This window comes from Kosakonia sp. 1610 (assembly GCF_050435845.1).
Taxonomy (GTDB): domain Bacteria; phylum Pseudomonadota; class Gammaproteobacteria; order Enterobacterales; family Enterobacteriaceae; genus Kosakonia; species Kosakonia cowanii.
Window position 1 is genome coordinate 491,351 of record NZ_JBNDKZ010000001.1, and the last position, 14,058, is coordinate 505,408.

General features: G+C 56.4%; 12 protein-coding genes and 1 riboswitch. Of the genes, 11 read left to right on the forward strand and 1 reads right to left on the reverse strand.

Going from position 1 to position 14,058, the window contains the following annotated elements:
- The first annotated feature begins 38 nt into the window (after window positions 1-38).
- From ABIC80_RS02270 to ABIC80_RS02290, 5 genes are all read left to right on the forward strand, one after another.
- Window positions 39-1,346, forward strand: a complete 1,308-nt coding sequence (locus ABIC80_RS02270) for a carbohydrate ABC transporter permease (protein ID WP_429175258.1) — start codon at window positions 39-41, stop codon at window positions 1,344-1,346.
- Window positions 1,347-1,355: 9 nt separating this feature from the next.
- Window positions 1,356-2,207, forward strand: coding sequence for a sugar ABC transporter permease (locus tag ABIC80_RS02275; protein WP_042716650.1), 852 nt, complete (start codon window positions 1,356-1,358; stop codon window positions 2,205-2,207).
- A gap of 4 nt (window positions 2,208-2,211) precedes the next feature.
- Window positions 2,212-3,399, forward strand: a complete 1,188-nt coding sequence (locus ABIC80_RS02280; protein ID WP_429175260.1) for a glycoside hydrolase family 53 protein — start codon at window positions 2,212-2,214, stop codon at window positions 3,397-3,399.
- A gap of 30 nt (window positions 3,400-3,429) precedes the next feature.
- The gene (locus tag ABIC80_RS02285) at window positions 3,430-5,487 is read left to right on the forward strand and encodes a beta-galactosidase (RefSeq protein WP_429175263.1); all 2,058 of its coding nucleotides are present in this window, start codon (window positions 3,430-3,432) and stop codon (window positions 5,485-5,487) included.
- Window positions 5,488-5,552: 65 nt separating this feature from the next.
- Window positions 5,553-5,864 (forward strand): glucose PTS transporter subunit EIIB, encoded by a 312-nt coding sequence (locus ABIC80_RS02290; protein ID WP_429175266.1) that lies wholly within the window; start codon window positions 5,553-5,555, stop codon window positions 5,862-5,864.
- A gap of 142 nt (window positions 5,865-6,006) precedes the next feature.
- Here ABIC80_RS02290 and ABIC80_RS02295 read toward each other — a convergent pair whose 3' ends face one another.
- Entirely contained in the window at window positions 6,007-7,272 is a 1,266-nt protein-coding gene (locus tag ABIC80_RS02295; protein ID WP_429175269.1) for a maltoporin, read from the reverse strand.
- A 268-nt stretch (window positions 7,273-7,540) separates the two neighbouring features.
- On the opposite strand from ABIC80_RS02295, the gene ABIC80_RS02300 reads away from it, so the two are divergent.
- The 6 genes from ABIC80_RS02300 (at window position 7,541) to ABIC80_RS02325 (ending at window position 14,045) form a co-directional block, all read left to right on the forward strand.
- The gene (locus tag ABIC80_RS02300) at window positions 7,541-8,614 is read left to right on the forward strand and encodes a LacI family DNA-binding transcriptional regulator (protein ID WP_429175272.1); all 1,074 of its coding nucleotides are present in this window, start codon (window positions 7,541-7,543) and stop codon (window positions 8,612-8,614) included.
- A gap of 104 nt (window positions 8,615-8,718) precedes the next feature.
- On the forward strand, window positions 8,719-9,666 hold the full coding sequence (locus tag ABIC80_RS02305) for an Rpn family recombination-promoting nuclease/putative transposase (RefSeq protein ID WP_429175275.1): 948 nt from the start codon (window positions 8,719-8,721) through the stop codon (window positions 9,664-9,666).
- A 76-nt stretch (window positions 9,667-9,742) separates the two neighbouring features.
- A riboswitch (TPP riboswitch) is annotated at window positions 9,743-9,839 on the forward strand.
- Window positions 9,840-9,874: 35 nt separating this feature from the next.
- Entirely contained in the window at window positions 9,875-10,657 is a 783-nt protein-coding gene (gene thiM, locus ABIC80_RS02310; protein WP_429175277.1) for a hydroxyethylthiazole kinase, read from the forward strand.
- Window positions 10,657-11,457 (forward strand): bifunctional hydroxymethylpyrimidine kinase/phosphomethylpyrimidine kinase, encoded by an 801-nt coding sequence (thiD, locus tag ABIC80_RS02315; RefSeq protein WP_429175280.1) that lies wholly within the window; start codon window positions 10,657-10,659, stop codon window positions 11,455-11,457. The genes thiM and thiD overlap by 1 nt, the downstream gene beginning before the upstream one ends.
- 153 nt (window positions 11,458-11,610) lie before the next feature.
- Complete coding sequence (gene fbaB / locus ABIC80_RS02320) at window positions 11,611-12,663, forward strand: class I fructose-bisphosphate aldolase (RefSeq protein WP_023478565.1); 1,053 nt, start codon at window positions 11,611-11,613, stop codon at window positions 12,661-12,663.
- 227 nt (window positions 12,664-12,890) lie between these two features.
- Entirely contained in the window at window positions 12,891-14,045 is a 1,155-nt protein-coding gene (locus tag ABIC80_RS02325; RefSeq protein WP_305208054.1) for a mandelate racemase family protein, read from the forward strand.
- Window positions 14,046-14,058 lie beyond the last annotated feature (13 nt).

Below are 14,058 nucleotides of genomic sequence, written 5' to 3' on the forward strand. Positions count from 1 at the left end.
CGGGAGGGCGTCCTCCCGTTGTCGAAAAGGAGTCGTACGTGATTATCAGTCCCAGCGAACATTTTGCCAAAGCGCCCGGCGCAGGGCGTCACGCGTGGTGCGGGCTGCTGTTGGCCATCGTGCCGGGCTTTGGCCAGTTCTACCATCGCCAGTGGCTGAAAGGCCTTATCTTTCTTGTGCTGCTGGCGAGTTTTACCGGCATCTTCTCTGATTTTTTGCGCGAAGGGCTGTGGGGGTTATACACCCTTGGCGAAGAGGTGCCGCGCGATAACTCCATCTTCCTGCTGGCAGAAGGGATCATCAGCGTGCTGATTATCGCCTTTGGCCTGATGGTGTGGGGACTCTCAATGCGCGACGCGTGGCTGAATGGTAAAAAACGCGACGCCGGTAAGCCGCTTAACAGCGTGCGTAAACAGTACCAGATGCTGCTCAGCGACGGCTTTCCCTACCTGATGATTACACCAGGTTTTATCCTGCTGGTGTTCGTGGTGATTTTCCCGATCCTCTTCGGCTTCGCCATCGCTTTTACCAACTACAACCTCTACCACACGCCGCCCGCTAAACTGGTCGACTGGGTCGGGTTAAAGAACTTCATCAATATTTTTACCCTGTCGATCTGGCGCTCAACCTTCTTTGACGTGCTGCAATGGACGGTGGTGTGGACGCTGCTGGCGACCACCTTGCAGTGCAGCGTCGGCGTGCTGCTGGCGATCCTGGTGAACCAGAAAGATCTGCGCTTTAAGCCGCTGGTACGCACCATTTTCATCCTGCCGTGGGCGGTGCCGGGCTTTGTCACTATTCTGGTCTTCGCCGGGATGTTTAACGACTCCTTTGGGGTGATCAACAACGCGATCCTCGCCTTCTTCGGTATCGACCCGAAACCGTGGCTGACGGATCCCTTCTGGACCAAAACCGCGCTGATCATGATGCAGACCTGGCTCGGTTTCCCGTTTGTCTTTGCCATGACTACCGGCGTATTGCAGGCGATTCCCGATGATCTCTATGAAGCGGCGAAGATGGATGGCGCGGGCACCTTTACCCGCCTGCGCACTATTACGCTGCCGCTGGTGCTCTACTCGATTGCGCCGATCATCATCACGCAATACACCTTCAACTTTAACAACTTCAACATCATCTACCTGTTTAACAACGGCGGACCGGCGGTAGCTGGCGCGAACGCGGGCGGCACCGACATTCTGGTGTCGTGGATCTATAAGCTGACGATGTCCCCATCGCAGTACGCCATCGCGGCCACCATCACCATCCTGCTGTCGATTTTTGTCGTCGGCCTGGCGTTGTGGCAGTTCCGCGCCACCAAATCGTTCAAAAACGACGACATGGCATAAGGGAAGAAAATGGCTCAATCACAAAGTATTCGCCGCGAGAAGGTTATTCGCCTGACGCTCTCCTGGCTGGTGATAGCAGCGGTATCGCTGACAATTATCTACCCGCTGGTGTGGACGATTGGCGCGTCGCTGAATGCCGGCAACAGCCTGCTCAGCACCTCGATCATCCCGGAAAATCTCTCGTTCCAGCACTATGCCGATCTCTTTAACGGCCAGGTGAACTACCTCACCTGGTACTGGAACTCGATGAAGATCAGCCTGCTGACGATGATCCTGACCTTAATCAGCGTCAGCTTTACCGCCTACGCCTTTTCGCGCTTTCGCTTTAAAGGGCGCCAGAACGGGCTGATGCTCTTTCTGCTGTTGCAGATGATCCCGCAGTTCTCGGCGCTGATTGCGATTTTCGTTCTCTCGCAGCTGCTCGGGCTTATCAACAGCCATATGGCGCTGGTGCTGATCTACGTGGCCGGGATGATCCCGATGAACACCTATCTGATGAAGGGCTACCTGGATGCCATTCCGCGCGATCTTGATGAGTCCGCGCGCATGGATGGTGCCAGCAACTTCCGCATCTTTATTGAGATCATCCTGCCGCTGTCGAAACCGATTATCGCGGTAGTGGCGCTCTTCTCCTTCACCGGCCCGCTGGGGGATTTCATTCTCTCGAGCACCATTTTGCGCACGCCGGATAAATACACGCTGCCGATTGGGCTCTATAACCTGGTGGCGCAAAAAATGGGTGCCAGCTACACCACTTACGCCGCGGGTGCGGTGCTGATTGCGGTGCCGGTGGCGATCCTCTACCTGGCGTTACAAAAATACTTCGTCTCCGGCCTCACCTCCGGCAGTACAAAAGGATAAGCATATGAAAAGACTGACTCCCGCTCTGCTGGCGGTATGCCTCGCTGCCAGTTTTTCTGCCAGCGCAGTGACCACGCGCCCGTTTACCCAAATGCCCGCCGACTTTATTAAAGGGGCGGATATCTCCACGCTGCTCGATGCGGAAAAGCACGGGGCGAAATTCTATAACGACAAAAACCAGCCGCAGGATGCGCTGGCCATTCTGAAAGCCAACGGCGTCAACTATGTGCGCCTGCGGCTGTGGGTCGACCCGAAAGATGCGCAGGGCAATGCCTATGGCGGCGGCGATAACGATCTCGCCACCATCCTTGCGCTGGCGAAGCGGGCAAAAGCGCAGGGCATGAAGCTGCTGCTCGATCTGCACTACAGCGATTTCTGGACCGATCCGGGCAAGCAGTTCAAGCCGAAAGCCTGGGAGAAGCTCGACTATCCGCAACTTAAAAGCCGCGTGCATGACTACACCCGCGACACGATTGCGCAGTTTAAGCAAGCGGGCGTGCTGCCGGATATGGTGCAGATCGGCAATGAGATCAACGGCGGTATGCTCTGGCCGGAGGGCAAAAGCTGGGGGCAGGGCGGCGGCGAGTTTGACCGGTTAGCCGGATTGCTCACGGCCGGAATCGATGGGGTCAAAGAGAACCAGAATAACGGCGAGCAGGTGAAGATCATGCTGCACCTCGCCGAAGGCACCAAAAATGACACCTTCCGCTGGTGGTTTGATGAGATAACCAAACGCAACGTGCCTTTCGATGTGATTGGCCTGTCGATGTACACCTACTGGAACGGGCCAATCAGCGCCCTGCAGGCCAATATGGATGACATCAGCAAGCGCTACAACAAAGATGTCATTGTCGTCGAAGCGGCCTACGCCTATACGCTGGCGAACTGCGATAACGCTGAGAACAGCTTCCAGGCGAAAGAGGAGAAAGCGGGCGGCTACCCGGCGACGGTGCAGGGGCAGTATGACTATGTGCACGATTTAATGCAGTCGGTCATTAATGTGCAGGGCCAGCGCGGCAAGGGCATTTTCTACTGGGAACCGACCTGGATTGCCGTGCCGGGCAACGGCTGGGCCACGCCCGCCGGTATGAAATATATCAATGACCACTGGAAAGAGGGCAATGCGCGAGAAAACCAGGCGCTGTTTGATTGCCAGGGAAAAGTGCTGCCGTCGGTGAAAGTCTTTAATTAATTATCGTGTTGTAAATTTCAGGAATGAATAATGAATAAATTTGCGCCTTTAAGCCCGAAGGTCGTCTCGCTATTGCATGGCGCGGACTATAACCCGGAGCAGTGGGAAAACTATCCCGGTATTATCGATAGCGATATTGCCATGATGCAGCAGGCAAAATGTAATGTGATGTCGGTCGGAATATTTAGCTGGTCGAAACTCGAGCCGCAGGAGGGGGTATTTAATTTCGCCTGGCTCGATGAGGTCATAGAAAAATTATATGCCGCCGGTATCCATATATTTCTCGCTACGCCAAGCGGCGCGCGTCCGGCATGGATGTCGCAAAAATACCCGCAAGTGCTGCGCGTCGGGCGCGATCGCGTGCCCGCACTGCATGGCGGTCGCCACAACCACTGTATGAGTTCGCCGGTCTACCGTGAAAAGACGCTGAAGATCAATACGCTGCTGGCGGAGCGCTACGGGCAGCATCCGGCGGTGCTCGGCTGGCATATCTCCAATGAGTATGGCGGCGAGTGCCACTGCGATTTATGCCAGCAGAAGTTCCGCGACTGGCTGAAGGCGCGCTACCAGACGCTGGAGGCGCTGAACCACGCCTGGTGGAGCGACTTCTGGAGCCACACCTACAGCGACTGGTCGCAAATCGAGTCCCCTGCGCCGCAGGGCGAAGTCTCTATTCATGGCCTGAATCTCGACTGGCGGCGTTTTAACACCGCCCAGGTGACCGATTTCTGCCGTCATGAAGTCGCCCCGCTGAAGGCCGCCAACGCGGCGCTGCCGGTGACCACCAACTTTATGGAGTACTTCTACGACTACGACTACTGGCAGCTTGCGGAGGCGATCGACTTTATCTCCTGGGACAGCTACCCGATGTGGCACCGCGATAAAGATGAAACCCAGCTCGCCTGCTACACCGCCATGTATCACGACATGATGCGCACGCTGAAAGGCGGCAAGCCCTTCGTGCTGATGGAGTCAACGCCGAGCGTCACTAACTGGCAGCCAACCAGCAAGCTGAAAAAGCCGGGCATGCACATTCTCTCCTCTTTGCAGGCGGTGGCGCACGGCGCCGATTCGGTGCAGTACTTCCAGTGGCGCAAAAGCCGTGGCTCGGTGGAGAAGTTCCACGGCGCAGTGATTGATCACGTCGGCCATCTTGATACCCGCGTTGGCCGTGAAGTCTCCGCTCTCGGCGAGATGCTCAGCAAGCTGACCCCGGTTATGGGCTGTCGCACCGAGGCGCGAGTGGCGATTATCTTCGACCAGCAGAACCGCTGGGCGCTGGATGATGCGCAGGGGCCGCGCAACAAGGGCATGGAGTACGAAAAAACGGTCAATGAACACTACCGACCCTTCTGGGAGAAGGGCGTAGCGGTAGATGTGATTAATGCCGATGCCGATCTCAGCCGCTACCATTTAGTTATCGCCCCGATGCTCTACATGGTGCGCGACGGCTTCGCTGAACGCGCCGAGACTTTTGTCGCCAGCGGCGGTCATCTGGTCACGTCCTACTGGAGCGGCGTGGTCAATGAGAGCGATCTCTGCCATCTGGGCGGTTTCCCCGGCCCGCTGCGCAACCTGCTCGGCATCTGGGCAGAGGAGATCGACTGTCTCGACGACCAGGAACGCAACCTGGTGCAGGGGCTGGCGGGCAACGAAGCGAGCTTACAGGGGCCATATCAGGTGCGCCATCTCTGCGAGCTGATTCAGCTTGAGGGCGCGCAGCCGCTGGCAACCTACCGGGATGATTTTTATGCCGGTCGCCCGGCGGTCACGGTCAACGCCTTCGGCAAGGGCAAAGCCTGGCATGTCGCCTCGCGTAACGATCTCGCCTTCCAGCGGGACTTCTTCGCCAATCTCATCGACACGCTGTCGCTGCCGCGTGCGCTTAACGTTGAGCTACCGCCGGGCGTGGTGGCGACCGCGCGGGAAGATGGTGAACAGGCGTTTGTCTTTATTCAGAACTTCACCGCGCAGCAGCAGAGCATCACGCTGCCGCCGGGTTATCACGACTGTCTGAGTGACGCCGCCGTCAGCGGTGCGCTGGTGCTCAAACCCTGGGATTGCCGCGTCGTTCGCCGCGACGCCTAAGCCCACTCTGCGCGCCTGCCCATCCGGGCAGGCGTTTTTTTATCTGCTGATTACGGAGACCTGCAATGGTAAGCCTTAAATCCTTCCTGCATTACTTCTCTGAGGCCAAACCGGCCACCCCGCTCAGCGACGCTGAGGTGTTGAAAATTGAGCGACTGGCCGCGGCGTTTGGCGGTGAGGCAAATATTGAACAGGTTGATGCCTGTCTGACACGCCTGCGCGTCACGGTAAAAGAGTTAACCCGGGTCGATTCGCAGACGCTACAGGATGAGGGTGCGCTGGGCGTCATTATTCTCGGCCAACAGGTACATGCTATTTTTGGCAAGCAATCTGATGCACTGCGTAAATTACTCGATGAGCGTTTCTCTGCTCGTTAGTAATAAAAAAGGGATACCCGAATGGGTATCCCAAATAAACAATAACGAACGCAGTGGCAATATAAACCTGCAAGGCTCAGAGATAAATAACGATTTTACTAACAGAGTGGGTTAATAAAGGCGAAAAAAATATCGCACTTATTTACCACCAGGCTTCCACCTGCACACCAAAGTTCCAGGTGTTATTTTTGGTGCCATCTTCAAATGCTTTGCCATCTTCAGAGTCATTTAAATAAGAGGCGAAGAGGCGCAACTCCGGACGCGACATAAAATCGGCACCGTCAGCAAGACCCAGCGCGATAGTGTACTTCTCGCCGCTCTGCTTATAGTTGGTGCCGTTTTTGTAGTTATCTTTTTGGTAAAAGCCGCCCACTTCACCAATTAGACGCACATATTCGGTGAATTGATACTGCGCACGGCCAACCAGCGACACAAGACGGGATTTGTCGGTAAAGGCAGTGGTATCTTCAGCCGCGCCGTAGGTCAACACATGGTTAAAGGAGAAGCGGTCGGTGATTGGGATAAGCCCGGTGTTGATCACGCGATAGCCGGTAGCGTCGTTGACATAGTTCCACATGTCGTACCAGCCGCCGCCCTGCGACACCATATTCTGCGCCAGCCCTTTGTTGGCGTACTGCAACACCAGCTTGTTATAGCCGCCGAGTATATCCTGGCTGATTTCACCGGTCAGCATCACGCCATCATCCGCGTCATACAACCCGCCGTAGGCCTTCTGCTTTTTGGTGGGATTCGGCATGGCGTAATCAATGCCAAACTCCGTCCACGCGCCCGCCCACGGTTTCCAGCCGGCATAACGCAAGTCGAGATAGTTGATATTGACGTCATTGTCGTTATCAACGCGGTAATCCACGTCATTGGCATCGCCACGGATCCACGCAAAAGAGACAGCGCCCGGCCCGAAGGTGTAGTTTTCGATCCCCGCGCCGGAGCCGGAGATATTCCAGTATTTGGTATCGATAATGTGCAGATCGTGGCGCTGATAGTAGCGTTTACCGCCCCAGATCACCGCGTTGGGATCGTTGGGGATCAGCCCTTTGATCTGCAGGTTCAGCTGGCGTAAGCCGAACTGAGCATCGTCGCCGATAGTGGTCTCGTTATCGTTGGAGCCATCGGACACCATGCTGACCATGCTGTCGAGGTAAAAGCTGACGTCATCTTTTTTGTAGACTTCCGAGCCCAGTTCAAGCTCGCCGTAGGTGTCAGATTCATTGCCCAGACGACCGATCTTATTTTTCTGCCACTCCACCTGGCCGCCATCGCCCGACACGCCCACGCCGCCGCGCAGGTAGCCGTGAAAATCGATGGGTACCGAGGTGGCCGCCATCAGCGAGGTTGAGGTCAGCGCAGCGGCTAACGCAAGAGAGAGTGTGCGTAGTGGAGTCTTCATCGTGTTCCTCTTATTGTTTTGTATTACGTTCACATAATCGCAGTCATAAAATGCTTAATTGTAAAAACAGGCAAACTGAGGATCTAAAATGTGTGATTAACTGCAAATAAATCAGCGATTTTTGTTACAAGTGGAGAATTCGTTCACATTTATGCGTATTGTGAGCGTGATACTTATTGGTGGCTAAAGCGGCGAGGAAATGAGCGGTGAGCGTTTTTTTTGATCTGCCCTGTTACAATTGGCGCATAACAACATAAGGAACCGGACCATGAAGTCTAAAAGCGCGACGTTGGAAGACGTTGCCCGCCATGCGGGTGTCTCCTATCAGACCGTGTCCAGGGTACTCAATAAATCTGCCAATGTATCCGAAGCCACGCGTCTCAAGGTTGAGAAAGCGATAGAGTTGCTGCGTTATGTGCCGAACCGGCTGGCGCAACAGCTGGTCGGTAAGCAGAGTCATACCCTTGGGCTTGTCACCACCTCGCTGGCGCTGCATGCCCCTTCACAGGTGGCGGCGGCGGTAAAACGCTATGCCAATCTCGACGGCTACCAGGTGCTGATCTCAATGATTGATGAGAACGTCAATCATGATATCCAGTCGGCGATCAACGAACTGAAGTCGCAGCTGGTCGATAAGGTGATCATTAACGTGCCGCTGGAGACCGATGAAGCCCAACGTATAGCGGCTGACAATGATGACATTGTTTGCCTGTTCCTCGATGTTGACCCTTATAGCTCGGTGTTTAACGTCTCATTTAATCCGGCGGACGGCACCCGTGCGAGCGTCAAACATCTCTACGATCTGGGCCACCGCGATATCGCGCTGTTGGCGGGGCCTGAAAGCTCCGTCTCGGCAAAGCTTCGGCTGAAAAGCTGGGTGGATACGCTTGATAGCTACGGCCTGAAACCGGTGAAGGTGTTCCACGGCAACTGGGATGCGCAGAGCGGTTACGCAGGCGCACTGCAAATGCTGCGCGAAACGCCCAACTTTACCGCCGTACTGGTCGGTAATGATCAGATGGCGCTCGGCGTGCTGAGCGCGTTTCATCAACATCAGATCGCCATCCCCGGCGAGAAATCGGTGATCGGTTACGACGACACCTATGAAAGCTCCTTCTTCCACCCGTCGTTAACCACCGTTTCTCTGGATCTTGATTTGCAGGGCAAAGAGGCGGTGCGTCGTCTGCTCGACAGCGGCCACGGCGATGCCGCCCGTAGTTCATCCGTATTGCCCGCCCGGCTGATTGTGCGTCACTCTACCGGCGCATTGCAGGAGCAGAGCGCTAACCTGCAGGAGATCGCTCAGCAATTGCAGGTTATTGCGCATAAGCTGATGAAATAACAGGAAAAGGTAATTGATTTTTTTCAGAAAAAGCACAGCTAGGCGTGGTCAGATTTTAGTGATATTTAGAGGGAAATAACGTAAGCCAGGGAGGCAAACCCTTGATGTCCGATACGACCACGCAATGCAAAACAAAGAGCACCCCCACGCCGCACGATGCGGCATTCAAACAGTTTCTGACCAACCCGACGACGGCCAGGGATTTTATCGAACTGCATCTGCCCACGCATTTACTGGCACTCTGCGATTTACGTACGCTCAGGCTGGAGTCGGGCAGTTTCGTCGAAGAGAACCTGCGGGCTTATTACAGCGACGTGCTCTACAGCCTGAAAACACGCGCAGGGGAGGGGTATATCCATGTGCTCATTGAGCATCAATCCACCCCCGATCGCCATATGGCGTTTCGGTTACTGCGTTACGCGATTGCCGCAATGCAAAGGCACCTTGATGCCGGGCATAAATCGCTACCGTTAGTTATACCCCTGCTTTTTTATACTGGAAAGCGCACCCCTTATCCGTGGTCAACGAACTGGTTAGAGCTGTTTGTCAGTCCAACTACCGCACAAGAGCTATACAGCAGCAGTTTTCCGCTCGTTGATGTCTCGGTGATCCCGGATAACGAAATAATGAATCACCGCAGCATGGCGGCGCTGACGCTGTTACAAAAACATATTCACCAGCGCGACTTAAGCGAAATTCTGGACCGGCTCGCGACGCTGTTGGTGAATGAATACATCACACGACAGCAATTAGCTTCGCTGATAAACTATCTGGTGTACGTCGGCGAGACAGTAGATGCGCACGCCTTCGTACGTGAACTGGCGTTAAAGGCGCCACAGCATGAGGACCAATTGATGACAATTGCACAGCAGCTTGAACAAATAGGTATCGCAATAGGCCTTGAGATCGGCGAGCAGCGCGGTATTGAGAAGGGGCGCAAAGAAGAGGCGTTCCGCATCGCCCGGACGATGCTGCAAAACGGCCTCGATCGCAGCACGGTGATGAGCATGACCGGGCTTACCGAAGCGGAGCTGGCGCAGATTCGCCACTGACTGCGCGGGCAAATGCGCATTTACACATGACGCTGCCAGCATTAAGCTACTGAACGGTTTCACCACAATTTATTGATGTTATGACTCGGGGTGCCCTTCTGCGTGAAGGCTGAGAAATACCCGTACCACCTGATCTGGATAATGCCAGCGTAGGGAAGTCAGATGCCTGCCCGGCATCCCTTCTTCACGCCGGGCAGGAGCAAAAAAGATGCAACCTGACCTGCTTGAGCCTGTGCACTCTGCACACGTGTTACAGCAACTCCGTACACACTCCCCGCTTGTTCACTGTATGACAAATGATGTCGTGCAAACCTTTACCGCCAACGTCCTGCTCTCGCTCGGCGCCTCACCGGCGATGGTAATCGATCGTGAAGAGGCGCAGCAGTTCAGCGCCATCGCTGATGCCTTGCTGATCAATGTCGGCACCCTGACGCGCGAACGCGCTGAGGCAATGCACGCCGCAATTGAGAGCGCCAACCGTGCGCAAACGCCCTGGTCGCTCGACCCGGTTGCCGTTGGCGCACTCACCTTTCGCACGGGTTTCTGCCAACAACTCCTCTCCTTACGCCCCGCAGCCATCCGCGGCAACGCTTCTGAAATCCTTGCCCTGGCCGGTATGCCGGGCGGCGGGCGCGGTGTTGATACGACCGATAGCGCGCTGGCGGCCCTGCCTGCCGCGCAGCAGCTGGCGCAACAGAGCGGCGCGGTGGTCGCCGTCACCGGTGAGATTGATTACATCACCGATGGTAGAGAAATCCTCAGCGTCAGCGGCGGCGATCCGCTGATGACGCGCGTGGTCGGCACCGGATGCGCGCTCTCGGCCGTGGTGGCCGCCTGTTGCGCCTTACCAGGTGAGCGACGGCTCAATGTCGCCTCGGCCTGCCGGATCATGAAGCTGGCGGGCAGCCAGGCGGTGAAGCAGAGCGTTGGCCCTGGCAGTTTCGTCCCCGCCTTTCTTGATGCGCTGGCGGCAAACGGGGAGGGGGAGTAATGAAACGGATTAATGCCTTAACCATTGCTGGCACCGACCCCAGTGGCGGGGCGGGGATCCAGGCGGATTTGAAAACCTTTTCGGCGCTGGGGGCTTATGGCTGTTCGGTGATCACCGCGCTGGTGGCGCAAAACACCTGCGGCGTGCAGTCGGTGTACCGAATCGAGCCTGATTTTGTTGCCGCCCAGCTGGACTCCGTGCTGAGCGATGTGCGTATCGACACCACCAAAATCGGCATGCTGGCGGAAACCGATATTGTGGAAGCGGTGGCAGAGCGTCTACGCCATTACCGGGTGCGCAATGTGGTGCTGGATACGGTAATGCTGGCGAAAAGCGGCGATCCACTGTTATCCCCTGCGGCGGTCGCCGCCCTGCGTCAGCATTTACTGCCGCAGGTTTCCCTTATCACGCCCAATCTTCCGGAAGCGGCGGCGCTGTTAGATGCGCCCCATGCGCGCAGCGAGCGCGAGATGCATGAGCAGGGCGAAGCCCTGTTAGCACTCGGTTGTGAAGCGGTATTGATGAAGGGCGGTCATCTGGACGACGCCGAAAGCCCCGACTGGCTCTTCACTCGCGACGGCGCACAGCGCTTTACCACCGTGCGCATTGCAACAAAAAACACCCATGGCACAGGCTGCACGCTCTCGGCGGCGCTGGCGGCGCTGCGACCGCGCCATACCGGCTGGGCTGAAACGGTTGCAGAGGCGAAAACGTGGCTTACCGCTGCGCTGGCACAGGCCGATACGCTTGAAGTGGGAGAGGGTATCGGCCCGGTTCACCACTTCCATCAGTGGTGGTAAATCAGAAACCGAAACGTGCCAGCAGAATAAGCTGAAAAAATGCCGGGCGGTGGACATTCTGACGCCAGAGTACCAGGCTTAGTTTGCCCATCGCCAGGCAAGGTGGGTAAGGACAATCCAATTCGCGAAGCGCAAGCTTACGGGAGCATTGTAATGACTGATATTGTGCAGTTACTTGGCAAAGACGCCGACAGCCTTCTGCAACACCGTTGCATGACCATTCCTGCCGACCAGCTCTATCTGCCCGGACACGACTACGTCGACCGCGTGATGATCGACAACAACCGCCCGCCTGCGGTGTTGCGAAACATGCAGACCCTTTACAACCACGGGCGGCTGGCAGGCACGGGGTATCTCTCCATTTTGCCGGTCGATCAGGGTATTGAGCACTCGGCAGGCGCGTCGTTTGCCGCCAACCCGCTCTACTTTGACCCGAAAAATATCGTTGAGCTGGCGATTGAAGCGGGCTGTAACTGTGTGGCATCAACCTATGGCGTGCTGGCTTCGGTCTCCCGCCGTTATGCCCACCGCATTCCCTTCCTCGTGAAACTCAACCATAACGAAACCCTCAGCTACCCGACCACTTATGATCAGACCTACTACGCCAGCGTCGAGCAGGCGTTCAATATGGGTGCGGTAGCGGTTGGCGCGACCATCTACTTTGGCTCGCCGGAATCCCGCCGCCAGATTGAAGAGATCTCCACCGCCTTTGAGCGCGCTCACGAACTGGGCATGGTGACGGTGCTGTGGGCCTACCTGCGCAACTCCGCGTTTAAGAAAGATGGCGTCGATTACCATGTTTCAGCGGATCTCACCGGCCAGGCAAACCACATTGCTGCCACCATCGGCGCGGATATCGTGAAGCAGAAGATGGCGGAGAATAACGGCGGCTATAACGCGGTGAAATTCGGCTATACCGATGAGCGCGTCTACAGCAAGCTCACCAGCGACAACCCGATCGATCTGGTGCGCTACCAGTTAGCCAACTGCTATATGGGTCGCGCAGGGCTTATCAACTCTGGTGGTGCTTCCGGCGGCGAGGCGGATCTCACCGAGGCGGTACGCACGGCGGTGATCAACAAACGTGCCGGCGGCATGGGGTTGATCCTCGGGCGTAAAGCGTTTAAGAAAACGATGGCCGACGGCGTGAAGCTAATTAACGCCGTGCAGGATGTCTATCTCGACGAGAAGATCACCATCGCCTAATCTCCGTTGTTGCCCCTTTCCGCCAGGAAGGGGGCTTTCTCTCTCCTGCGCGTCTTTCCCCCACGGACTCCGATCACATTTCCGTAACCTTTTGTGAAAAGTATCACGCATCCTTGTGCGCATGCCCAAAAAATGGTCGCCGCTTAGCGCTATTTGTCCGAGGATGTGACCAGGTTTTGTGCATATATTTTGTTCTGAAACAGCTTTTCAAAACTCAAGGATACGGAATGAAAATTGAATCTGTAAACGTCACCGTCTTTCAGCACCCTACGCGACGGGTCTCTGACAGCGCCGGGCACTCCCATCCGGGGCCGGAGACGCAGGCGAAGATGGCGATGTTAACCATCACCGCAGACGACGGCAGCACCGGTTACTCATTCGCCCCGCCGGAAGTGGTACGTCCGTTTGTGCTCACCGCATTCTTCCGCAAAGTGATGGTCGGCCAGGATCCCTTTAACCGCGAGCGTATCTGGCAGGATCTGGTGCACTGGCAGCGCGGCAGCGCGCATCAGCTGACCGAACGCGCGCTCTCGTTTGTTGAGCAGGCGCTGTGGGATTTGATTGGCCGCAAGCTCAATATGCCGGTCTATAAACTGCTCGGCGGCTACCGCGATAAAGTCCCGGCGTACGGCAGCACCATGTGCGGCGACGATCTCGAAGGCGGTCTCTCCACGCCGGAAGAGTACGCGACCTTTGCCGAAACGCTGGTGGCGCGCGGCTATAAGGCTATCAAGCTGCACACCTGGATGCCGCCGGTGAAGTTCGCGCCGAACCCGAAAATGGATATCAAAGCCTGCGCCGCGGTGCGTGAAGCAGTCGGGCCCGATATCGATCTGATGATTGATGGCTACCACTGGTACAGCCGTACCGAAGCGTTGTGGATTGGCAAAGAGCTGGAGAAGCTCAACTTCGCCTGGTTTGAAGAGCCGATGGAGGAGGAGAGCATGTCCTCTTACGCCTGGCTGGCGGAGAACTTATCGATTCCGATCATCGGCCCGGAGAGTCTTGGCGGAAAACACCACAGCCGCGCTGACTGGGTTAAAGCGGGCGCCTGCGACATCCTGCGCGCCGGTGCAAACGGTGTGGGCGGCATTTCGCCGACGCTAAAAGTGGCGAACCTCGCCGAATCCTTCGGCATGGATTGTGAAGTGCACGGCAACGGTGCGGCAAGCCTTGCGGTCATTGGTGCGATCCGCAACTGCCGCTGGTATGAGCGCGGCCTGCTACACCCGTTCCTCGACTACGACCAGCCCGCTGCTTATCTCAACAGCATCGTCGACCCGATGGATGACGAGGGCTTTGTGCATCTGCCGCAGCGCCCGGGACTCGGGGAAGATATCAACTTTGCCTTTATCGAAGCCAACACCGTCAGCCACGACTGAACAATAAAAATAC